General features: G+C 58.8%; 22 protein-coding genes. 16 read left to right on the top strand and 6 right to left on the bottom strand.

Annotated features, from left to right (window positions below; translation table 11 throughout):
- The first annotated feature begins 30 nt into the window (after positions 1 to 30).
- Positions 31 to 1,101 carry an SMP-30/gluconolactonase/LRE family protein gene (locus tag FN828_RS01710; protein WP_142491648.1) on the top strand — a complete coding sequence of 357 codons (1,071 nt, stop codon included), beginning with the start codon at positions 31 to 33 and terminating at the stop codon, positions 1,099 to 1,101.
- A gap of 5 nt (positions 1,102 to 1,106) precedes the next feature.
- Here FN828_RS01710 and FN828_RS01705 read toward each other — a convergent pair whose 3' ends face one another.
- From FN828_RS01705 to FN828_RS01695, 3 genes are read right to left on the bottom strand one after another with little or no spacing between them, the layout of a single operon-like run.
- Entirely contained in the window at positions 1,107 to 1,757 is a 651-nt protein-coding gene (locus FN828_RS01705; protein WP_142491647.1) for a GntR family transcriptional regulator, read from the bottom strand.
- Positions 1,750 to 2,916: an acetylornithine deacetylase gene (argE, locus tag FN828_RS01700; RefSeq protein WP_185958903.1), complete on the bottom strand. Its 1,167-nt coding sequence runs from the start codon at positions 2,914 to 2,916 to the stop codon at positions 1,750 to 1,752. Before argE ends, FN828_RS01705 begins: the two co-directional genes overlap by 8 nt.
- The gene (locus FN828_RS01695) at positions 2,913 to 4,097 is read right to left on the bottom strand and encodes a M24 family metallopeptidase (RefSeq protein ID WP_142491646.1); all 1,185 of its coding nucleotides are present in this window, start codon (positions 4,095 to 4,097) and stop codon (positions 2,913 to 2,915) included. Before FN828_RS01695 ends, argE begins: the two co-directional genes overlap by 4 nt.
- 694 nt (positions 4,098 to 4,791) lie before the next feature.
- On the opposite strand from FN828_RS01695, the gene FN828_RS01690 reads away from it, so the two are divergent.
- From FN828_RS01690 to cobO, 5 genes are all read left to right on the top strand, one after another.
- Entirely contained in the window at positions 4,792 to 5,850 is a 1,059-nt protein-coding gene (locus FN828_RS01690) for an ABC transporter ATP-binding protein (RefSeq protein ID WP_408033790.1), read from the top strand.
- Between the two features lie 121 nt (positions 5,851 to 5,971).
- A complete protein-coding gene (locus FN828_RS01685; RefSeq protein WP_142491644.1) occupies positions 5,972 to 7,045 on the top strand; it encodes an ABC transporter substrate-binding protein in 1,074 nt (357 codons plus the stop codon).
- Positions 7,046 to 7,147: 102 nt separating this feature from the next.
- The gene (locus tag FN828_RS01680; RefSeq protein ID WP_142491643.1) at positions 7,148 to 8,446 is read left to right on the top strand and encodes an ABC transporter permease; all 1,299 of its coding nucleotides are present in this window, start codon (positions 7,148 to 7,150) and stop codon (positions 8,444 to 8,446) included.
- A 14-nt stretch (positions 8,447 to 8,460) separates the two neighbouring features.
- The gene (locus tag FN828_RS01675) at positions 8,461 to 9,381 is read left to right on the top strand and encodes an ABC transporter permease (RefSeq protein WP_142491642.1); all 921 of its coding nucleotides are present in this window, start codon (positions 8,461 to 8,463) and stop codon (positions 9,379 to 9,381) included.
- An 87-nt stretch (positions 9,382 to 9,468) separates the two neighbouring features.
- Positions 9,469 to 10,062 carry a cob(I)yrinic acid a,c-diamide adenosyltransferase gene (cobO, locus tag FN828_RS01670; protein ID WP_142491641.1) on the top strand — a complete coding sequence of 198 codons (594 nt, stop codon included), beginning with the start codon at positions 9,469 to 9,471 and terminating at the stop codon, positions 10,060 to 10,062.
- Positions 10,063 to 10,119: 57 nt separating this feature from the next.
- Here cobO and FN828_RS01665 read toward each other — a convergent pair whose 3' ends face one another.
- On the bottom strand, positions 10,120 to 10,986 hold the full coding sequence (locus FN828_RS01665; protein WP_142491640.1) for a branched-chain amino acid aminotransferase: 867 nt from the start codon (positions 10,984 to 10,986) through the stop codon (positions 10,120 to 10,122).
- 175 nt (positions 10,987 to 11,161) lie between these two features.
- Between FN828_RS01665 and FN828_RS01660 the strand changes: the two genes are divergently transcribed.
- Both FN828_RS01660 and FN828_RS01655 read left to right on the top strand, forming a co-directional pair.
- The gene (locus FN828_RS01660; RefSeq protein WP_142491639.1) at positions 11,162 to 11,659 is read left to right on the top strand and encodes a MarR family winged helix-turn-helix transcriptional regulator; all 498 of its coding nucleotides are present in this window, start codon (positions 11,162 to 11,164) and stop codon (positions 11,657 to 11,659) included.
- Positions 11,656 to 12,357: a response regulator gene (locus FN828_RS01655; protein WP_142491638.1), complete on the top strand. Its 702-nt coding sequence runs from the start codon at positions 11,656 to 11,658 to the stop codon at positions 12,355 to 12,357. The genes FN828_RS01660 and FN828_RS01655 overlap by 4 nt, the downstream gene beginning before the upstream one ends.
- A gap of 66 nt (positions 12,358 to 12,423) precedes the next feature.
- Here the strand turns inward: FN828_RS01655 and FN828_RS01650 are convergent, their stop codons facing one another.
- Positions 12,424 to 13,386 (bottom strand): aminoglycoside phosphotransferase family protein, encoded by a 963-nt coding sequence (locus FN828_RS01650; protein ID WP_185958902.1) that lies wholly within the window; start codon positions 13,384 to 13,386, stop codon positions 12,424 to 12,426.
- A gap of 101 nt (positions 13,387 to 13,487) precedes the next feature.
- Between FN828_RS01650 and FN828_RS01645 the strand changes: the two genes are divergently transcribed.
- Genes FN828_RS01645 through FN828_RS01630 form a run of 4 tightly spaced genes read left to right on the top strand, consistent with a single transcriptional unit; the run spans position 13,488 to position 16,720 of the window.
- Positions 13,488 to 13,730: an exodeoxyribonuclease VII small subunit gene (locus tag FN828_RS01645; RefSeq protein WP_142491636.1), complete on the top strand. Its 243-nt coding sequence runs from the start codon at positions 13,488 to 13,490 to the stop codon at positions 13,728 to 13,730.
- Positions 13,731 to 14,597 (top strand): polyprenyl synthetase family protein, encoded by an 867-nt coding sequence (locus FN828_RS01640; protein WP_328592197.1) that lies wholly within the window; start codon positions 13,731 to 13,733, stop codon positions 14,595 to 14,597. It abuts the gene before it with no gap.
- Between the two features lie 15 nt (positions 14,598 to 14,612).
- Entirely contained in the window at positions 14,613 to 16,541 is a 1,929-nt protein-coding gene (dxs, locus tag FN828_RS01635; RefSeq protein ID WP_142491635.1) for a 1-deoxy-D-xylulose-5-phosphate synthase, read from the top strand.
- The gene (locus tag FN828_RS01630; protein ID WP_142491634.1) at positions 16,538 to 16,720 is read left to right on the top strand and encodes a hypothetical protein; all 183 of its coding nucleotides are present in this window, start codon (positions 16,538 to 16,540) and stop codon (positions 16,718 to 16,720) included. The genes dxs and FN828_RS01630 overlap by 4 nt, the downstream gene beginning before the upstream one ends.
- A 54-nt stretch (positions 16,721 to 16,774) precedes the next feature.
- Here the strand turns inward: FN828_RS01630 and FN828_RS01625 are convergent, their stop codons facing one another.
- Positions 16,775 to 17,626, bottom strand: a complete 852-nt coding sequence (locus FN828_RS01625) for an SDR family oxidoreductase (RefSeq protein WP_142491633.1) — start codon at positions 17,624 to 17,626, stop codon at positions 16,775 to 16,777.
- Between the two features lie 108 nt (positions 17,627 to 17,734).
- Here FN828_RS01625 and paaA point away from each other — a divergent pair, with 108 nt between their 5' ends.
- The 4 genes from paaA (at position 17,735) to paaD (ending at position 20,327) form a co-directional block, all read left to right on the top strand.
- Positions 17,735 to 18,718, top strand: coding sequence for a 1,2-phenylacetyl-CoA epoxidase subunit PaaA (paaA, locus tag FN828_RS01620; RefSeq protein ID WP_142491632.1), 984 nt, complete (start codon positions 17,735 to 17,737; stop codon positions 18,716 to 18,718).
- 84 nt (positions 18,719 to 18,802) lie between these two features.
- Complete coding sequence (paaB, locus tag FN828_RS01615) at positions 18,803 to 19,087, top strand: 1,2-phenylacetyl-CoA epoxidase subunit PaaB (RefSeq protein WP_221930518.1); 285 nt, start codon at positions 18,803 to 18,805, stop codon at positions 19,085 to 19,087.
- Positions 19,087 to 19,833 carry a 1,2-phenylacetyl-CoA epoxidase subunit PaaC gene (gene paaC / locus FN828_RS01610; protein WP_142491630.1) on the top strand — a complete coding sequence of 249 codons (747 nt, stop codon included), beginning with the start codon at positions 19,087 to 19,089 and terminating at the stop codon, positions 19,831 to 19,833. Before paaB ends, paaC begins: the two co-directional genes overlap by 1 nt.
- On the top strand, positions 19,833 to 20,327 hold the full coding sequence (paaD, locus tag FN828_RS01605; protein ID WP_142491629.1) for a 1,2-phenylacetyl-CoA epoxidase subunit PaaD: 495 nt from the start codon (positions 19,833 to 19,835) through the stop codon (positions 20,325 to 20,327). The genes paaC and paaD overlap by 1 nt, the downstream gene beginning before the upstream one ends.
- Positions 20,328 to 20,332: the final 5 nt, after the last annotated feature.

Below are 20,332 nucleotides of genomic sequence, written 5' to 3'. Positions count from 1 at the left end.
TATGCGCCACCCCGATTTGAGGGAGTGGTTATGCGGTCTGTCTTGGGTCTTTGGGCCATTATTGCGGTTGTCTGTGTTGGGTATATGGCCCTTTGGCCGGTGCCTGTAACACCCAAAGCCTGGGACGCCCCGGAAAACCCCGGATATACCGGGATTTTTGCCCCGAATGCGCGATTGCAAAGGTTGGAATTTCTGGATCTTGCCGGGCGTTCCGGCCCCGAAGATGTGGCTATCGGTCCTGACGGGATGGTTTACGTCGCCACGCATGACGGTGAAATTATGCGTTTGCCCCAATCAGGGGGCAAGGCGCAGGTGTTTGCCCAAACAGGGGGGCGTCCGCTAGGCATAGAATTTGGCCCTGACGGAATGCTGTATGTCGCGGATGCCTATCGCGGTTTGGTGTCTGTTGACCCTGACGGCGGTGTGGTTTTGCTTGCCGATCACGCGGCTGGGGTGCCGATCCTGTACGCTGATGATGTGGATGTCGGGGTGGATGGTATGGTTTATTTCACCGATGCCTCTACCCGGTTCGGGGCCGAAGCCAGCGGCGGCACGTTGCCAGCCTCGGTTCTGGACCTGATCGAACATTCCGACAATGGCCGCGTGCTGAAATACGATCCCATCACACGGAAGACCACGGTTTTCGCGGATGGGCTTAGTTTTCCCAACGGGGTTGCCGTGGGGCCGGATGGGGCGGTTTATGTCGTAGAAACTGGCGATTATGCGGTTTGGCGGTTTCCGGCGGATGGCGGGCCGGGGCAGGTGATTTTGGCGAACCTGCCGGGTTTCCCGGACAATATTAACAAGGGGCCGGACGGCACGTTCTGGGTGGGGCTGGTCAGCCCGCGCAATGCGATTATGGACAAGCTGTCGGATAGCCCTGCATTGCGCCGCGCGGTATTGCGCTTGCCCGCCTCGATGAAACCCGCACCCACGCGCTATGGGTTTGTGTTGCGGATGGATGCACAAGGTAAGGTGCTGGAAACGCTGCAAGACCCCAGCGGGTCCTATGCGTTGACGACAGGCGCGGTGACGGCACAGGACGGCAGCGTGTTTGTGTCATCGTTGACCGAAACGCGGCTTGGTGTGCTGCGGCCCTGAATGGGTTAAGCCTGCGCGTGCAGGCGGGCAAAGCACATCGAAATATGGGCCTGTCGGATCAATGCCGCGCCCATCGTGTCGCCAGATTCCAATGCCGCGCGGATGTCGCGGATTTCATCGGCGAAAATGGCAACCTCGGCGGACAGGTCCATGCGAGGGATGGATTTCAGCCAGATACGGGCCGTTTTATAATACAGCCGTTCCGAGGTATCGCGCAGGGCCTCGTTTTCGGTCAGCGATGTGCCGAAATGGAAAAACTCCATATTCAGGCGGGCAAATTCGCGGGCATCGGGGGCGTGGCGAAGCTGCGTTGCGCATTGTTCAAAATGGCGGGCCTGCGCGATAATATCGGGTGTGATCGGCGCAGGGGTCAGCCGCCCCACCAGCCCGGCCAATTCGCGGCGAAACTCATAGGTGCGGGTCATTTCGCCGATGTCTACATCCGTGACCAGCGTACCAACACCGTGGACTGAAGAAACCAGCCCTTCGTCCTCTAACCGGGCAAGGGCGCGGCGCAGCGGGGTGCGGGATGTGCCGAATTCAGCGGCCAAAGCTTCCTCGGACAGGCGGGTGCCGGGGGGATAATCCAGCAGGCAAATGCGTTCGCGTAACACCTGATGCAGGCGGTTCAGCCGGTCGCGCGGGGTGTCAGACATGTCGGGTTATCCGATCGCCCAACCGTTGCAGCATATCCAGACAGGCGGTAAGTTGGCTGATTTCGATATATTCGTCTGCCTTATGCGCCTGCTCAATGCTGCCCGGCCCGCAGACCACGGCAGACAGGCCCAATTGCTGAAACAGCCCGGCTTCGGTGCTGAAGGCCACCAGATCGGCACCGTTGGCTCCGGTCAGTTCGGCCACCAGATCGCGGATTTCGTTTTCCGGCATGGGGTGCAGCCCGTCCACTTCGCCGACCACATAGGTGGATATGCCTGCATTGGGGTGGACTGCCTGCATTTGCGGGATCAGCACATCGTTGCAATAGCTGGTGATCTGCTGCTTGACGAAATCCATGTCCGATTGCTGTACGGGCCGCATTTCCCAATCCAGTTCCGCCCGCGAGGCGATGACATTATGCACCGTTCCACCGGACAGCCGCCCGATGTTGATGGTGGTCCACGGTGGTTCAAAGCGGCTGCCAGCGGGGGCGCGGTGGTGTAGCGTGTCGCGCAGGTCCAGCAGGCGTGACACGTAGCGCGTGGCATATTCTACCGCATTCACCCCCCGCGCCGGATCGGAACCGTGGCCGGGCAGGCCGGTGAATTCCACTGTGTATTCGCAGCAGCCTTTGTGTCCTTCGATGATGCGCATTTCGGTGGGTTCCCCGATCAGCGCCATCGCGGGTTTAATCCCCCGCGCCGCCAGTTCCGGCACCAAGGCCCGCGCCCCAAGGCACCCCACTTCTTCGTCATGGGTGAAGGCGAAATGGATGGGGCGGATCAGGTCGCGGTTGGCGTAGTCCTGTGCCAAAGCCAGTGCGCAGGCGATGAAGCCTTTCATGTCACAGGTGCCGCGCCCGTATAGTTTGCCGTCGCGCTGCACCATTTTGAACGGATCGGTTGCCCAATCCTGATCGGTGACGGGAACCACATCGGAATGGCCGGACAGGACAATCCCGCCGTCCCGGTCCGGGCCGATGGTGGCGAACAGGTTCGCTTTGGTTCCGGTTTCGTCATGTAACAAATCCACCCGCGCCCCGGCTTCGGACAGGATTTGCGCCATATGCACGATCATCGCCAGATTGCTGTCTGCCGACACGGTGGGAAAGGCGATCAGGTCCGCCAGGATTTGTTGGGTGCGCTCCAGCAGGGTCATTTCTTTACGAACAGTTTTCGGGGGCGGTCGCAGAAGGTTTCAGCCGGGCCGTCGGCGGTGATCAGGATGGATTCGGTGATTTCCAGCCCCCAGTCCGGCATCCATAGACCGGGCATGAAGTGAAAGGTCATGCCGGGTTCCAGAATGGTTTCATCCTCGGGGCGCAGGCTGATGGTGCGTTCGCCCCAATCCGGCGGATAAGACAGGCCGATGGGATAGCCGCAGCGTGCGCCACGTTCGATCCCGGCCTTTTCCAGCGGGACCGCCAGCGCGTTGGCGATGTCACAGGCACGGTTCCCGGCGCGGGCGGCGTTTAGCCCGGCCTCTAGCCCCTCGACCAGCGCCCCTTCGGCGCGCAGCATGTCATCCGGGGGCGTTCCCAAAAATACGGTGCGGCAAAACGGGGTGTGATAGCGGCGATAGACGCCCGCCAGTTCAAAGAAGGTACATTGCCCCTGAAACAGTTCCGATCCGTCCCATGTCAGATGCGGGGCCGAGGCATCGGCACCCGACGGGCACATCGGCACGATGGCGGGGTAATCGCCCCAATCTTCGTCCACGCCGGTTAGGGCATCGTGATAGATCGCCGCGACAAGATCGTTTTTCCGCAGGCCCGGTTCGGCCCGTTCAATGGCCCCGTCCACCATTTTTTCCGCAATACGGGCGGCGCGGCGCATGAATTGGATTTCTTCGGGGGATTTGACGGCGCGTTGCCAGTTCACCAGCGCGGTCGCGTCCATGATCTGTGCATCGGGCAGTTCGGCCAACATGGTGATATAGGCCTTGGCCGAGAAATAGTAGTTTTCCATTTCAACGCCGATGCGGGCCTTTTCAAAGCCCAGCTCTTTTAGCAGGGCGGAAAGGTGCTGCATCGGGTGGCGTTCGGTGGATTGCACATATTCGTCGCCATAGGGGCGCAGGTGATCCTCTTGCAGCCACGATGTCCGGCGTGCGCCGTTGGCGTCCATGTTGCGGCCCCACCAAACGGGATCGCCTTCTAAGGTTACGATCACGCCTTGGTGGACATAGAAGGACCAGCCATCGTAGCCGGTAAGCCAAGACATGTTTGATGGGTCTTCGATAAACAGCACATCCAAACCACGGCGGATCATTTCCGCACGGGTCAGGGCAAGCCGACGATCATATTCCGAAGCCGAGAAAGGAACAGAAACAGGGGGCATGGCAGTCTCCGCGATGTTGGTGTTTCTGCTCAGGGGGGCAAATTTGTGTACAACTGGTCCATTCCAAAAACGAACAAACGGGTCGTTTTTGAAATAAATAGCCAAGATTTCAGAATTATCGGCCCCTGAAAGGCGTGAATTTATGCGCTGATGTATACAGCCAAGGGAGTGAACAAGGGGGCAGACGGTGGAAATTCCTGCGAAACAGCCAATTTGCAGGGGGCGAATCGTGCCAAAGCTTTGGGCGTGTAAAAAATGGTCAGATCGGCATGTCTGGGCTGTTTGACGAGCGGATGACGGGCGCCCAATGCCATTGGGTCACGCCCTTCGCGCTTGCACTGATATATTATCCGGCAAAGGCGCACGAGGCATAAGTTGTATATATAACAAATGTTTGCGACTGCCCTGTGCTGGCCACGGCAAGCGGCTGCCTGTTTCTTGGGCGATTTTCCAGAAGGCGAATGCGCAGCACGAAGGCTATTGCCCGTTCTGATGCCCGAATTCGTATGAATATGTGCATATTCCGGTGGCGAATGTCGTAATTTGCTCAAAAAATGCCGTGTTCCGGTTGCAACCCAGCGCATCCCGCGTTTTAGTTTGGAAACAAGACGCGGGGTAAACCGCACGGAAAATAACGGGGAACCAGATTTTGGCTGAAACACAGACCAAAGACGCATTCGTCAAGTTTGACCGGGTGCAAAAAAGCTATGACGGTGAAACTCTTGTCGTCAAAGACCTGAACCTGAGCATGCCTAAGGGCGAGTTCCTGACGATGCTGGGGCCGTCTGGTTCCGGGAAAACCACCTGCCTGATGATGTTGGCGGGGTTTGAAACCGCCACCCACGGCGAAATTCTTTTGGATGGAAGGCCAATCAACAACATTCCGCCGCATAAGCGCGGGATTGGCATGGTGTTCCAGAACTACGCGCTGTTTCCGCATATGACTGTGGCCGAAAACCTGTCCTTCCCGCTGGAAGTGCGCGGGATCGGCAAATCCGAGCGGGAAGAAAAAATCAAACGCGCCTTGGATATGGTGCAGATGGGGCAATTCGGCGGGCGCCGCCCTGCGCAGCTTTCTGGTGGTCAGCAGCAGCGTATCGCATTGTCGCGGGCGCTGGTGTTTGAACCGGAACTGGTGCTGATGGACGAACCGCTGGGCGCGCTGGACAAACAATTGCGCGAACATATGCAGTTTGAAATCACGCGCTTGGCACATGAGCTGGGGATTACCACGGTTTACGTGACCCACGACCAGACCGAAGCGCTGACCATGTCGGACCGCGTGGCGGTGTTTGACGATGGGCGTATTCAGCAGCTTGCGCCGCCAGATGTTCTGTACGAAGAGCCGCAGAACAGCTTTGTTGCGCAGTTCATTGGTGAAAACAACACGCTGGAAGGCGTGGTAAAAGAAATGAAAGGCAGCGATCTGTGCGTCGTCCAATTGGACGACGGCGAACTGATCGACGCCAAGCCGGTGAACGTGTCCAAAGCGGGCGAACGTACCCGCGTTTCGATCCGCCCCGAGCGGGTGGAATTCAACAAGGAGCGCCTGCAACCCGGTGCGCATCTGCTGAAAGCAGAGGTGCTGGAGTTCATCTACATGGGCGATATTTTCCGCACCCGTCTGCGCGTCGCTGGCAATGAAGACTTCGTGGTAAAGACGCGGAATGCCCCCGATCAGGTGCGCCTGACCCCCGGCCAGCAAATCGAAATCGGGTGGTTGCCCGGCGATTGCCGCGCATTGGATGCTTAACTAAATTCTCGGAGGCCCGGCTTACGGGCCGGACCTTCGATGGCCAAGGAGGGGTGGACTGTATGCCCGTTCCCCGCCTCTGAACCCTCAAAATAACGGGCATCAATGGGAGTTATGGATAATGAAACTCAAAACAGCACTTCTGGCTTCGGTCCTGACCAGCGCAGCGTTCGCGGCTCAGGCACAAGAAGTCAACGTGATGTCCTGGGGCGGCTCGTATGCCAAAAGCCAGGTCGAAGCGTATCACAAGCCCTTCACCGCTGAATTCGGCATCAAGGTGAATTCGATCGACGCGGATAACCCCGCAACCCCGATCAAGGCGCAGGTCGAAGCCGGTAACGTATCGGTGGATGTGGCTGACGTTGAATTCTCGGATGCTGTGCGCCTGTGTGACGAAGGTCTGCTGGAACCCATCGACCAGTCGATGCTACCCGCTGCCCCCGATGGTACCCCGGCCGCCGATGATTTCATCGAAGGCGCATTGCAGGATTGCGCGGTGGCCAACATCGTGTGGTCGACCGTTGTGTCGTATAACTCGAAAAACGTTTCGGGTACGCCGACCACGATCGCCGATTTCTTTGACACCGCAAAATTCCCTGGCAAACGTGGCCTGCGTAAGTCGGCCAAGGCAACGCTGGAAATGGCTCTGATGGGCGATGGCGTTCCGGCTGGCGAAGTGTATGACATGCTGGATACTGACGAAGGCGTAGACCGCGCATTCGCCGTTCTGGACCGCATCAAAGGCGATATCGTCTGGTGGGAAGCTGGCGCACAGCCGCCGCAATTGTTGGCAGATGGCGAAGTTGTAATGTCGACCGCATATAACGGCCGTATCTTCAACGCGGCAGTCGCAGAAAATCAGCCGCTGGTGGTTATGTGGGACGGCCAAATTCTGGACTTCGACCTGTTTGTGATCCCCAAAGGCGCACCGAATCTGGAAAACGCGAAGAAATTCATCGCGTTCTCGACCGGCACCAAGCCGCTGGCAGATCAGGCATCGTGGATTTCCTACGGCCCGGCGCGTAAATCTTCGGGCGCATTGGTTGGCCTGTACTCGGACGGCAAAACCCAGATGGCACCGCATATGCCCACCGCTGCCGCCAATCTGGAAAACGCGTTGGTCAACAACTTTGAGTTCTGGGTCGATAAAGATGCCGAGCTGAACGAGCGTTTCAACGCTTGGTTGGCGAACTAAGCATTCGCTTCGGCGCCCCCGTGCGGAACGGGGGCGTTTCCTGAACTAACGGGTACGGGCCGCAAAAGGCCCGACCCACCACGGGGAAAAGGTGCAATCCACATGACCGACGCAACAGCGAACGGACAGACCGGGCAACTGACAACAGCGGATGGTAAACCGCTGAAACAGGCGTTGGCACGGGCACAGTCGCGGGCAAAACGCAAAGCGTTTTTTCTGGTGCTGCCGTTGCTGGCCTTTATTTTGATCACGTTTGTGATTCCGATTGGCCAGATGCTTCACAAATCTTTCTATAACGAAGGTTTTACCGTTCACGAAGAAATCGGTTCCGGTGTGCGCACCCCGATCATGACAAATTTGGCGGCGTGGTTTGATGAAAACCCGCTGGGAACAGAACCGAATGAAACGGCCTATGCTGCGTTGGCGGCGGATTTGGTGGTTCTGAAAGATCTGCGCGCCGCCGGTCAGGCTGGTACGCGGATTAACTATGAAAAATCCGGTTCGCGGTCGATGTTTACCAAAGCCGCGCGGAAGGCCGACAAGCTGGAACCCCCGTTCAAAGAGGCCATTCTGGATCTGGATAAGGATTGGGCAGACCCGGAATTGTGGCGCGTGATGCGCGATGCAAGCTCTTCTTATACTGGCAATTTCTATCTGGCGGCGGTGGATCGCACCAAAGACGTGAATGGCAATGTGGTGATGGTCGATGAAAACCGTCAGGTCTATGTGAAGCTGTTCCAGCGCACGTTGTTCCTGTCGCTGTTGATCACGTTCCTGACCTTTGTGCTGGCCTATCCGATTGCGCATTTGCTGGCCACGTTGCCGCTGCGCCATTCCAACCTGTTGATGATCCTTGTGCTGCTGCCATTCTGGACTTCGCTTCTGGTGCGGACGACAAGCTGGATGGTGTTGCTGCAATCGCAGGGGGTTATCAATGACTCGCTTGTGGGTATGGGGCTGCTGGGCGATGAAAACCGGCTACAAATGATGTACAACCAACTGGGTACGGTCATTGCGATGACGCATATCCTGCTGCCCTTTATGGTGTTGCCGCTGTATTCCGTGATGCGCCCGATTAACCCGTCTTATGTACGTGCCGCACGTTCATTGGGCGCAACAAGCTGGACCGCGTTCCGCCGGATTTATTTCCCGCAAACCGTGCCGGGGATCGGTGCTGGTGCGCTGCTGGTGTTCATTCTGGCAGTTGGCTACTACATCACCCCGGCGCTGGTGGGGGGAGCTGATGGTCAGCTGATTTCCAACCTGATTGCGTTCCATATGCAAAAATCGCTGAACTGGTCGCTGGCTGCCGCATTGGCCGCGCTGCTGCTGGGCGGGGTCATGATCCTGTACTGGCTGTATGACCGCCTGATCGGCATCGACAATCTGAAATTGGGCTAAGGGGAGATACGAACATGGCACTTCCGTCCTATGCTGATCCGTTAGAAAAAGCCTGGCATTATACTTACCTGGTGATCTGTACGCTGATCTTCCTGTTCCTGATCGCGCCGATCCTTGTGGTGATGCCGCTAAGCTTTAACGCAGAGCCGTATTTCACCTTTACCGACAAGATGCTGAACTTCGATCCCACGGGGTATTCAACGCGGTGGTACGATATGCTGCTGACCTTTGGGATGTTGGCCCCCGATGCCCCCCGCGATACAAGCTGGTGGGCAGACGCCTGGACGAATGCGGCGTGGATCAATGCGGCAAAGAATTCGGTTATCATCGGTTTCTTTTCCACCATTCTGGCAACCGGGTTGGGAACCGTGGCAGCGCTGGGTCTGTCGCGCCCTGAAATGCCCGCCCGCCGGGTGATTATGGCGATCCTGATTTCCCCGATGATCGTGCCGATCATCATCGTGGCCACAGGGTTGTTCTTCTTCTACTCGGCCATTTCGATCCAGAATTGGGGGATTCCCTATCTGGGGGTCATTTTGGCGCACGCGACTTTGGGCATTCCCTTTGTCATCATCACCGTGACAGCCACGTTGGTGGGCTTCGATCATTCGCTGACCCGCGCGGCGGCGAATATGGGGGCTGACCCGATCACCACCTTCCGCCGGGTGCAGATGCCGCTGATCTTGCCGGGGGTGATTTCGGGTGCGTTGTTCGCCTTTGTGACCTCATTCGACGAAGTGGTGGTGGTGCTGTTTGTCGGTGGTTTGGATGAACAAACGATCCCGCGCCAGATGTGGAACGGTATCCGGGAACAGATCAGCCCGGCGATCCTGTCGGTGGCAACCATCCTTGTTCTGATTTCCATCGCGCTGTTGACGACTGTTGAACTGCTGCGCCGTCGGTCAGAACGCCTACGCGGAATGAGTCCGGGGTGACGCGTTGATCCGTGATTATTGATGAAAGGCCGGGGTGGAAAACTCTGGCCTTTCTTGTATGCAGCGTCAGCAAACAGGAGGCGCGACATGACTGACGATCACAAGACGAAAATGCAGGCGATGCAAAAGGCCCACCGTGAAAAAGTGGCCGAAGCACAGGATCCGGGGCGGGGTCTGGTTCTGATCCACACCGGCAACGGTAAGGGCAAGTCGTCTTCGGCCTTTGGGGTGATTGTCCGGGCGCTGGGATGGAAGAAAACCGTGGGGGTGGTCCAATTCATCAAGGGAAGCTGGATCACGGGCGAACGCCAGTTTTTCCAGCGGCTTGGTGGGATTGACTGGCACACGATGGGCGAAGGTTTCACATGGGACACCCAAGACCGGGAACGCGATATTGCGGCCGCGGTGGCGGCGTTTGATCGTGCCTGTGAAATGATGGAAAGCGGCGATTACGATCTGATTGTGCTGGACGAAATCAACATTGCGCTGCGGTATGAATATCTAAGCCCAGAGCAGGTTCTGGACGGGCTGAAGCGCCGTTCCGATCGCACCAGCGTGATTCTGACGGGCCGGGATGCGCCCGCGTTGCTGTGTGATTATGCCGATTTGGTGACGGAAATGACCGAGGTGAAGCACCCCTATAAGGCGGGCATTAAAGCGCAGCGTGGGGTCGATTTCTGAGCCACAAACAAAAAAGCGCCGGTCGATGACCGGCGCTTGTGTGATTTCAGGGCTGTCTTAGCTGCGGACCAGTTTTTCATACGCGTCCGAGATTTCACGGGTCAGGTCGCCCACCTCGAATGTCCAGTCACCGATTTGGCCCACGGGGGTGACTTCGGCGGCGGAGCCTGTCAGCCAGCACTGTTCAAACCCGTCCAGCTCTTTCGGCAGGATGTGGCGTTCATGGACGGTGATGCCGCGATCTTTCAGCAGGCCAATCACGGTTTGGCGGGTCAGGCCATTCAGGATGGCATCGGGCAGCGGGGTGTGGACTTCGCCATCTTTGACAAAGAAGATATTCGCGCCGGTCGCTTCGGCCACATAACCGCGATAATCCATGAACATCGCGTCCGAACAGCCTTTGGCTTCGGCGGCGTGTTTGGACATGGTGCAGATCATATACAGGCCAGCGGCCTTGGCTGCGGTCGGGATGGTGTCGGGGCTGGGGCGTTTCCACTTGGCCACGTCCAGTTTGGCGCCCTTGAATTTGGCGTCGCCATAGTAGCTGCCCCATTCCCACGCAGTCACGGCCATACGCACCGGGTTACGGGCCGCAGATACGCCCATATCTTCGCCTGCGCCGCGCCATGCGACCACGCGCACATAGGCATCGGTGAAACCGTTGGCTTCCAGCACAGCTTTCTTGGCTGCTTCGATTTCGTCGACAGTATAGGGGATCGGCATGTCCATCATCTTGCCAGAATTCAGCAGACGTTCGGAATGTTTCCGGCTTAGGAAAATCTTACCGTTATAGCACCGCTCGCCCTCGAACACGGAAGACGCGTAATGCAGCGCGTGGGTCAGAATGTGAACCTTGGCGTCGCGCCAGTCCACCATTTCCCCATCCATCCAGATTTTTCCGTCGCGATCATCATATCCAGCCATCTATCCCTCCTGCACCGTGAAGCTTTGCGAAAGTTGCGTGGTATTGGTCCGTAGTGGACATTTTCTTGCGTCAAAGCTGCGATTCGCTAACAGTTCGGACTTGGAATGTCAATAAGACTGACTTAAGCTGCTGGAAAAGCGGACATTTTATAAACTTTCAAACAAAGGGGCCGCCATGTCTGACGTTACCACCGGCGAAAGTCTTCTGTTCCTGACGGACGAACAACTGCGTCAGGGAATCGAGGCGATGTTCTTTGCATACCGCGGTTTCACGGCAGACCCGGATCGGATCTTGGCCGGGATGGCCTATGGTCGGGCGCATCACCGGGCGATTCACTTTATCAACCGTGCGCCGGGAACGACGGTGAATAACCTGCTGGTGTTGCTGGGCGTGACTAAGCAATCCCTGAACCGGGTGCTGCGGACGCTGATCGAGGATGGTTTGGTCGAAAGCCGCGTGGGGCAAACGGATAAGCGGGAACGCCACCTGTATTTGACCGAAGACGGCGAGGCATTGGAACGTAAACTGTCGGATGCGCAGCGTGCGCGTATGCGGGCGGCCTATCGCGCGGCAGGGCCGCAGGCGGTGGCTGGGTTCCGACAGGTGCTAGAGGCGATGATGGACCCGGAAATGCGCCGCAAATATCATGCCCTGCGGGAGAACGGGGCATGAGCGACGTCGCCCCCCATCTTCTGATTGTCGATGATGACGAGCGGATTCGCGGGTTGTTGCAAAAATACCTGATGCGGAACGGGTTTCTGGTATCGGCGGCGCGGGACGCGGCCCATGCGCGGCGGTTGCTGTCCGGGCTGGAATTTGACCTGATCGTGATGGACGTGATGATGCCGGGCGAAGATGGCGTAACGCTGACGCGCAGCCTGCGATCTGAACTGACCACGCCGATTCTGTTGCTGACCGCACGCGGCGAAACCGAAGATCGGATCGCAGGGTTGGAAGCCGGGGCAGATGATTATCTGGCAAAACCGTTCGAGCCAAAGGAATTGCTGCTGCGGATCAATGCCATTCTGCGCCGTATGCCCGAAGTCGTGTCCTTGGATACCGGGCCAAAGGTTCTGATGCTTGGTCCAATTCGCTATGATATTGACCGGGGCGAGATGTGGGAGGGCGATCACCTGATCCGCCTGACCGCCACGGAAAGCCAGTTGATGAAAATTTTCGCGGCCCGCCCGAATGAAGCGATCAGTCGCACAAAACTGGTCGAAGATCTGGGGCGTGACCGTGGGCAGGCGCAGGAACGCGCGGTAGATGTGCAAATCACCCGCCTGCGCCGAAAGATCGAGGCAGACCCGAAGCAACCCCGTTATCTGCAAACGGTGCGCGGCGCCGGGTATATGCTGGCACCGGATTAAGGGTGTTCACGCGCCTTTCATCTTGCCAAAAATACTCAAAAACCGACCTTTCCGCCTGTGCGGCGGTCAAGTGATCTGGCGCAGGTCGCGCAGCAGGTTTTGCGCCATGTCTATTGCGTGTTGAACACGGTGGGGCGGCATCTCTGGGTGTTCCACGCGGAACAAGGTTTCAAAACAAATCAGATAGGGCAGGAACAGGGTGCGCTCTGTTTCATTCAGGTGCATGGCATCGGCCATCGCGCCAAAGGCCAGCGCATCCATGCCAAAGTGCCGCTTGGGGCCAAAATACAACCCGCGGCGGGCCATATGTGTCAGCGACCGGGCAATATCCTTGTAGATCGGGGCGATGGATGACCCACCTGTATCAATCCCTGTCAGAACATCACCGGACAGGATCAGATTGTTGGGGTGAAAATCGCCATGCGTAATGGCCACACGCCATTCCTGAGGTTCTATGTGTTTCGCCAGATGGCGCATATTGCGGAAAATCCGCCGTTCGATTTCTGCCAGTGCGGGGTGGGGTTGCTGGGCGACCGCCTCTTTGGCGCGGCGCAGCCAGTGGCGGTTGTTGGCGGGGCGGGTGGTTTGGCTGGGGGCGGTATAGGCGGATAGCCACGCCCCTGCATGTGCATAGGGCGCGTTGCGCTGTTCCATATCCAATGACCACAGGTGGCGCATCAGCGGCGTGCCGTCGATCAGAGACATCGCCATCAGGCCGCTTGTTTCGTCGAAACACAACGGCTTGGCGACGCGATTGGGGCCGGTGGCCATATAGGCATAACTGCGGGTCAGTTCGGCCCATTCGCGGGCGATATGTTCGTGGCTTTCGGGGTTTAGGGGCAGGCGAAACACAGCAGGGCTGTCTGCAAGCCGACCGCGCAGGATGACCCGGTTGCCGGGAACAAAGCGCAAAATATCGTCCAACGTCACCACCAGCCCCGCCGCTTGCGCGGCCTGTTCGGCGCGGGTGCGGGCGGCGGCGGCTTGTTCGGGAAAGGCTTGGGTGTTGTCGGTTGTTACAATGCTCATGTCAGGGGCAGCATCCGGCAGGGCGGGGCGGGCGTCAACTGAATTGAACCTGCCTGCGGGCGCGGATATGGTGGCGCGGCAACCGACCCAAGGAGTGTCAGATGACAGACCGCCCCGTATCTGAAATGTCGTTCGAAGAAGCCATGACCGAACTGGAAAAGGTCGTGGGGGCATTGGAACGCGGCGATGTCGCGCTGGAGGATTCGATCAAGCTGTATGAACGCGGGGCCGAATTGAAAAAACGCTGCGAAGCCAAGCTGAAAGAGGCCGAAGAAAAAGTGGCCGCGATCACGCTGGATGGTGATGGCAATGCCGCAGGCCTGAAGCCGGTGGATGGGCTGTAAGTGTTTCCGAACCGTTTAAAGGATGCTGCAGACCGGGTGCAGGCGCATCTGGATACGGTGATGACCCCGATGGGTGATTTGCCGGTGGTTCAGGCGATGCGCTATGCCAGCGCCGGTGGCAAGCGATTGCGGGCCTTTCTGGTCCTGGAATCGGCGCGGCTGCATGGTGTCCCAGTGGATCGGGCGATTTGGGCCGCTGCGGCGGTGGAGGCATTACATGCCTATTCGCTGGTGCATGACGATTTGCCGTGCATGGACGATGACGATATGCGCCGAGGTTTGCCCACGGTTCATGTGAAATGGGATCAGGCGACCGCTGTTTTGGCTGGGGACGCCTTGCAGTCATTGGCGTTCGAGCTGTTGGCGCACCCGGAATGTGGCGGTGCGCAGGTGCGGGCCGATCTGGTGCTGGGCATGGCGCGGGCCGTGGGGGCGCAGGGCATGGTTTTGGGGCAGGCGTTGGATATTGCCGCCGAAACGGCACCGCAGCCGCTGACATTGGATCAGATCACCCATTTGCAGGCCGGAAAGACCGGGGCTTTGATTGAATGGGCGGCAACGGCTGGCCCGGTCATGGCCGGGGCCGATCCTGCGCCGTTGCGCGATTATGCGCGGGCGCTGGGGCTTGCTTTTCAGATCGCAGATGACATTTTGGACGTAGAAGGCGATGCCGCCACAGTGGGCAAGGCCGTGGGCAAGGATGCCGATGCCGGAAAAGCCACTTTTGTATCCCTGCTGGGGCTGGATGGCGCCAAAGCGCGGGCGGCTGAACTGATTGAACAGGCCCATGCGGCGCTTGGCCCCTATGGTGATCAGGCCCAAACCTTGCGGGAGGCGGCGCGGTTCGTTATCTCGCGTCAAAGCTAATTCCCGGAGGCGGCGATGCCAGACCGACCCAAGACCCCGCTGCTGGATCAGGTACATGTTCCGGCAGATTTGAAACGGTTCAGCGATGCGCAATTGCGGCAGGTCGCTGATGAATTGCGTGCGGAAACGATCAGTGCGGTTTCCGTCACGGGCGGCCATTTGGGGGCCGGGTTGGGCGTGGTGGAATTGACCGTGGCGCTGCACGCGGTTTTCGATGCGCCCAAGGACAAATTGATCTGGGATGTGTCGCACCAGTGCTATCCGCACAAGATCATCACCGGGCGGCGGGATCGGATTCGTACCCTGCGTCAGAAGGATGGGCTTAGCGGTTTCACCAAACGGTCGGAATCGCCCTATGATCCGTTTGGCGCGGCGCATTCTTCGACCTCGATTTCTGCGGCTTTGGGGTTTGCCGTGGCGCGTGATCTGGGCGGCGTCACCCCCGAAGGATTGGGTGACGCGATCGCCGTGATCGGGGACGGTTCCATGAGCGCGGGTATGGCGTTCGAGGCCATGAACAACGCCGGTCATTTGAAAAAGCGGCTGATCGTCATTCTGAACGACAACGAAATGAGCATCGCGCCGCCGGTTGGGGCGCTGTCGTCCTATCTGTCGCGGCTATATGCCGGGGAACCATTTCAGGAATTCAAGGCCGCTGCCAAGGGTGCGGTTTCACTGCTGCCGGAACCGTTCCGCGAAGGTGCAAAACGCGCCAAGGAAATGCTAAAAGGTATGGCCGTTGGCGGCACCCTGTTCGAGGAATTGGGCTTTTCCTATGTCGGGCCGATTGATGGGCATGACATGGGGCAATTGCTGCCGGTGTTGCGCACGATCAAAGCACGGGCAACGGGGCCAATCCTGATTCATGTCCTGACGAAAAAGGGCAAGGGCTATGCCCCCGCCGAACGCGCCCGCGACCGGGGTCATGCGACTGCGAAATTCGATGTGGTAACGGGCGAGCAGAAAAAAGCCCCTAGCAATGCCCCGTCCTATACCAAGGTGTTTGCCGATGCGTTGCTGGCCCATGCCGCGCAGGACGATAAGATTTGCGCGGTCACGGCGGCCATGCCGGATGGAACTGGGCTGAACCTGTTTGCCGAACGCTATCCCAGCCGGTGTTTCGATGTGGGGATCGCGGAACAGCATGGTGTGACCTTCAGCGCCGGTTTGGCGGCGGGGGGGCTGAAACCGTTCTGCGCGATGTATTCCACGTTCTTGCAGCGCGGCTACGATCAGGTTGTGCATGACGTGGCAATCCAGCGCTTGCCGGTGCGGTTTGCGATTGACCGGGCCGGGCTGGTGGGGGCCGATGGGGCCACCCATGCGGGCAGTTATGACATTGCGTATCTGGCGAACCTTCCGGGTATGGTGGTGATGGCCCCGGCTGACGAGGCGGAACTGGTGCATATGGTGGCCACCGCCGCCGCGCATGACGAGGGGCCGATTGCCTTCCGTTATCCGCGTGGCGAAGGTGTGGGCGTCGACATGCCCGAGCGTGGCGAGGTGCTGGAAATCGGCAAGGGCCGCATGATCCAACAGGGCAAACGCGTGGCGATCCTGTCCTTTGGCACCCGGTTGAGCGAGGTTCTGACCGCCTGCGAGGCTTTGGCAGCGCAGGGCATTACCCCGACCGTCGCAGATGCGCGTTTCGCAAAGCCGTTGGACCGTGATTTGCTTCTCAAGCTGGCAGCAGATCACGAGGCGCTGATCACCATCGAAGAAGGGGCCGTAGGCGGATTCGGCAGCCATGTGGCGCAATTGCTGGCAGATGAGGGCGCGTTCGATCACGGATTGAAGTTCCGGTCGATGGTTTTGCCCGATATTTTTGTCGATCAGGCAACACAGCATGACATGTATGCTGTGGCTGGCTTGAATGCGGCGGATATCCGCGCAAAGGTTTTGGCAGTTCTGGGAATCGCCCAAATTGGAGAGAAAACAGCATGAAATCGCTGATCGTCCTGCCCGCCGCGTTGTTGTTGGCCGCAGCCCCCGCCTTTGCCGGTTCGCCTGAACCGGCTGTTATGGAACCTGTTGTGGTCGCTGACGAAGCATCCTCGTCCAGCTCGGGTGGGTCCGTGATGGGGCTGGGTCTGCTTATTGCAATTTTGATTGCCGCAGATTGATTTTTGACAGGCGCCCCGGTTGGGGCGCTGCTGTTCCGCATGGATGGGCGTGAATTATTCCGCGCCCAATAGTGCCGCCAGCCCCGCGCGATAGTCGGGGTATTTCAGCGTCACACCCAAATCTTGTTTGATCCGGTCATTCCGTACCCGTTTGGATTCCGCATAGAAACTGCGGGCCATCGGCGTCATGTCCGCTGACTCGAACGGTTCTGCCAGGGGGATCGGCAGGCCCAGCAAATCGGCGGCATGTGCGATGACATCCTCGGGCGGGGCAGCCAGATCATCGCAGACATTATAAACCGCGCCGGGATTGGGCCGGGTGATGGATGCCAGTAAGATCTGAGCGATGTCGTCCACATGGATGCGGGAAAACACCTGATTTTCCTTGATAATGCGGCGGGCTGTTCCGTTGCGAACCTTGGCAAAGGGGCCACGACCGGGGCCATAAATACCAGCAAGCCGGAAAATATGCAGCGGTAGATTGGGAATGGAGCGCCATTCAGATTCCGCCGCCACACGCCATTGCCCCCGGCGGGTTGAGGGGGTCAGCGGCGTGTTTTCATCCACCCAGCCGCCCTGATGATCGCCGTATACGCCGGTGGTAGACAGATAGCCCGCCCATTCCAGTTGCGGCGCCAGCGTGGTGATCTGGTCGCGATACAGGCGCAATGTGGGGTCGCCTTCGGCATCCGGGCCTGCCGCAATCAACAGATGACTGGCCTGCGCAAAAACGCTGTCCATGTTATCCTGTTCCCAAAGGACAGGAATGACGCCGGTCCGGGCGAGTGATTCTGCGCGGTCCGCGCTGCGTGTGGTGCCGTAAACCGTCCAACCCAGCGGAATCAGCAGCTTTGCAAGCGCCGAAGCTGAATATCCATGTCCGAAAGAGATCAATGTCTTAGCCATGCGCCAGTTGTGCGCTGAAAGAAATTCAACAGCAAGTGTTACGAAAATTCTTTATTTTGTAATTTTCGTAACATATAACAGGTTAAGCGACAGGAGGAGACCTAGCCAATGTATTCGCAAGGTTTGATTGGGGCCGATGGATCGACCCACGAAACACAGGAATTCCTGGATCGGTTTCAGGCGCGGATTGATGCCGAGCAGAAGATTGAACCGACCGACGCCATGCCCGAAGGCTATCGCCGGACGCTGGTCCGCCAGATCGGCCAGCACGCGCATTCGGAAATCGTGGGGATGCTGCCCGAAGGGAACTGGATCACCCGTGCGCCCACGTTGCGCCGCAAGGCCGCGCTGCTGGCCAAGGTACAGGACGAAGGCGGGCATGGGCTGTATCTGTATTCAGCCGCCGAAACGCTGGGCGTCAGCCGCGAGGAAATGACCGAAGAACTGCTTTCGGGTAAGGCCAAGTATTCGTCGATCTTCAACTATCCCACGCTAAGCTGGGCCGATATCGGCACTATCGGCTGGCTGGTGGATGGTGCGGCGATCATGAACCAGATTCCGCTGTGCCGTTGTTCGTTCGGCCCCTATGCCCGCGCGATGATCCGCGTCTGCAAGGAAGAGTCGTTCCACCAGCGCCAAGGGTATGAAATCGTGATGACGCTGGCGCAGGGGACACCGGAACAAAAGGAAATGGCGCAGGACAGTCTGAACCGCTGGTGGTGGCCCTCGATCATGATGTTTGGCCCGCATGATGCAGACAGCCAGCATTCGGATCAGTCGATGGCGTGGAAAATCAAACGCTTCAGCAACGATGAACTGCGTCAAAAATTCATCGACGCAACCGTGCCGCAAGCGGAATATCTGGGTCTGAAAATCCCCGATCCCGATCTGAAATGGAACGAGGAAAAAGGCGGCTACGATCACGGGCCGATTGATTGGTCCGAATTCTGGCGCGTTGTCAAAGGCCACGGCCCGATGGCGCGGGATCGGATCAAGGACCGCAAGGCGGCGTGGGATAACGGCGCTTGGGTGCGCGAGGCCGCGCTGGCCCATGCCGAAAAGCGCCGCGCCCGGAAAATGGCGGCGGAATAAAGCGGGCGGGTTTCCCGTAGCACCGGGGGGCCAGCCCCCCGGACCCCCCGGAGTATTTTTTGCAAGATGAAAGAGGAGAGCGAGATGGTCACGACGACCCCGCTTTGGGAAGTGTTCATTCGGCCCCGCAACGGGCTGTCGCATAAACATGTGGGTTCGATCCACGCCGCGGACGAGGTTCTGGCGCTGCAAGCGGCGCGGGACGTGTATACCCGCCGGGGCGAAGGCACCTCGATCTGGGTGGTGCGTTCTGCCGATATCGTGGCCAGCGATCCCGATCAGGCAGCCGAGAATTTCGAGCCGACCGCAGACAAGATTTATCGCCACCCGACATTCTATGACATCCCCGAAGAAGTGGGGCATATGTAATGGCTGTTTATCAGGCTTTGCTGGAACTGGCCGACGATAATCTGGTGCTGGGGCATCGGTTATCGGAATGGTGCGGCCATGCCCCGATGTTGGAGGAAGACCTGGCTATGCCGAACATGGCGCTGGATCTGATCGGGACGGCACGGGTGCTGTATGATCGGGCAGCCGCGCTGGAAGGCAAGGGCCAGTCCGAAGATGACATGGCATTCCTGCGCGGCGAACGGGAATACCGCAATTGTCTGCTGGTCGAACGCCCGAACGAGGATTTCGCCCAGACCATGCTGCGGCAACTGTATTTCGCGGCTTTCATGAAACCGTTTTGGGATGCGGCGCTGAACGGCACGGACGAGGTGGTGCGCGGGGTTGCGGGCAAGGCGGCAAAGGAAATGGCCTATCACATTCGCCACGCCGGGGAATGGGTGATCCGTCTGGGCGATGGGACCGATGAAAGCGCCGCGCGGATGCGGGATGCGGTATTTGCCCTGTCGATCTATGTGGATGAACTGTTCGAAAGCTCCGCCGCTGCGGCAGAGGCCGAGGCCGCAGGCGTGTTGCCCAAACGGGCGGACATGCGCCCGGCCTTTGATGCGGTGATTGCGCAGGTGTTCACCGAAGCCTTGCTGGAAGCGCCCAGCGTGGACTACCCGCAAACCGGCGGGCGCGACGGGCGTCATGGCGAAGGTCTGGGGCATATGCTGGCTGAAATGCAATCGCTGTATCGGGCGCATCCGGGGGCGCGCTGGTAATGTCCCTTGCCGCGCAGGAGGAGGCGCGCGCTTGGGCCGCTGCCGCGCAGGTTCCCGATCCCGAAGTTCCCTGTGTCACGGTGGCTGATCTGGGCATTTTGCGCTGGGTTCGGGTCGAAAACGGGGTCTGCCGGGTGGGGGTGACGCCGACCTATTCGGGGTGTCCGGCAACGCTGGCGATTGAATTGGCGATTGAAACGGCAATTCTGGGGGCCGGGGTGCAGGGGGTTCAGATCGAACGGGTGCTTTCCCCGGCGTGGACGACGGATTGGATCACCGACGAAGGCCGGGCCAAGCTGCGCGACTATGGTATTGCCCCACCCCAAGGCCAAAGCGGCAAAGCGCTGGCCCTGTTTGGGGAAACCAGCGTTACCTGCCCGCGCTGCGGGTCGGATGACACCGAAAAACTAAGCGAGTTCGGCTCGACCGCGTGCAAGGCACACTATCGTTGCCGCGCCTGCGCCGAACCCTTCGACTATTTCAAATGTATCTGAGAGGA

It is taken from the genome of Thalassovita litoralis, assembly GCF_900182725.1.
Lineage (GTDB): Bacteria > Pseudomonadota > Alphaproteobacteria > Rhodobacterales > Rhodobacteraceae > Thalassobius > Thalassobius litoralis.
Note: the sequence above shows the minus strand (reverse complement) of the source record. Positions and strands in the feature narration are given on the sequence as shown.